General features: G+C 51.9%; 2 protein-coding genes. Both read left to right on the forward strand.

Annotated elements, in window-relative coordinates; all coding sequences use genetic code 11:
• Positions 1-232: hypothetical protein (locus tag SRAH_RS12810; RefSeq protein WP_171816063.1), on the forward strand; the 232-nt coding region annotated here is incomplete at its 5' end.
• Positions 229-522 carry a hypothetical protein gene (locus SRAH_RS11730; RefSeq protein WP_029463519.1) on the forward strand — a complete coding sequence of 98 codons (294 nt, stop codon included), beginning with the start codon at positions 229-231 and terminating at the stop codon, positions 520-522. The genes SRAH_RS12810 and SRAH_RS11730, both read left to right, overlap by 4 nt.
• The last annotated feature ends 150 nt before the right edge of the window (positions 523-672 follow it).

Raw genomic sequence — 672 nt, forward strand, 5'->3', positions numbered from 1 at the left:
GCTGGCTGCAGACTTTGTTGAGCAGGTGGCCAGGCCAGATGTGGGGAAGGGCGTCAATGATTTCTTCTTGAATATTGCTCAAAAACAAATCGACAATAAGCTACCTTTGGTTGCGCCAATTACAAATGAAGTTAGAGCTTTGTGGGTACAAAGTGGCATGGATAAACCTTTCGAGGCCTGGGCAAATGAGCAATGGAGTGTTGTTGTCAAACAGCTGGAGTCATCGAAATGAAGCTGCTTGATCAGCGCGGGAATATGAAGGCCCGCGTGGCTTTGTTGATTGGCCTGCTTGGTGGCCTTTTGGTGCTTCTACCCTTGTATTTTTCGTGGCATGCGTTTATTGTTATTCCCAGTTTCGTTCTGGGGATGATTTTTATGGGGTTTTCTGCTTATGCAACGCAATCAGCGACGCTAGACCTGCGAGCGTTCACCAACGACCCCCTAGGCTGGCGCAAAGCCAAGGGCAGCTATAAGCCAACCGATGCCCCCGATGGGGAGCAAAAACAAGACCATCTGCCATGAACCCCCAAACCCCGCATCGAATTTTTAATCGCCCCAGGGTTGCTCCAACGCAGCCAACTGGGTGAACAACGAACTCAAGACCTTGAATCAGTTCAGCAAGCAGATCTGGGCGGCCCACGCCAGCGGCGCGGTGCAGCAGAGCCTCGGGCC

Origin of the sequence: Serpentinimonas barnesii (genome assembly GCF_000696225.1) — a bacterium.
Classification (GTDB): domain Bacteria; phylum Pseudomonadota; class Gammaproteobacteria; order Burkholderiales; family Burkholderiaceae_C; genus Serpentinimonas; species Serpentinimonas barnesii.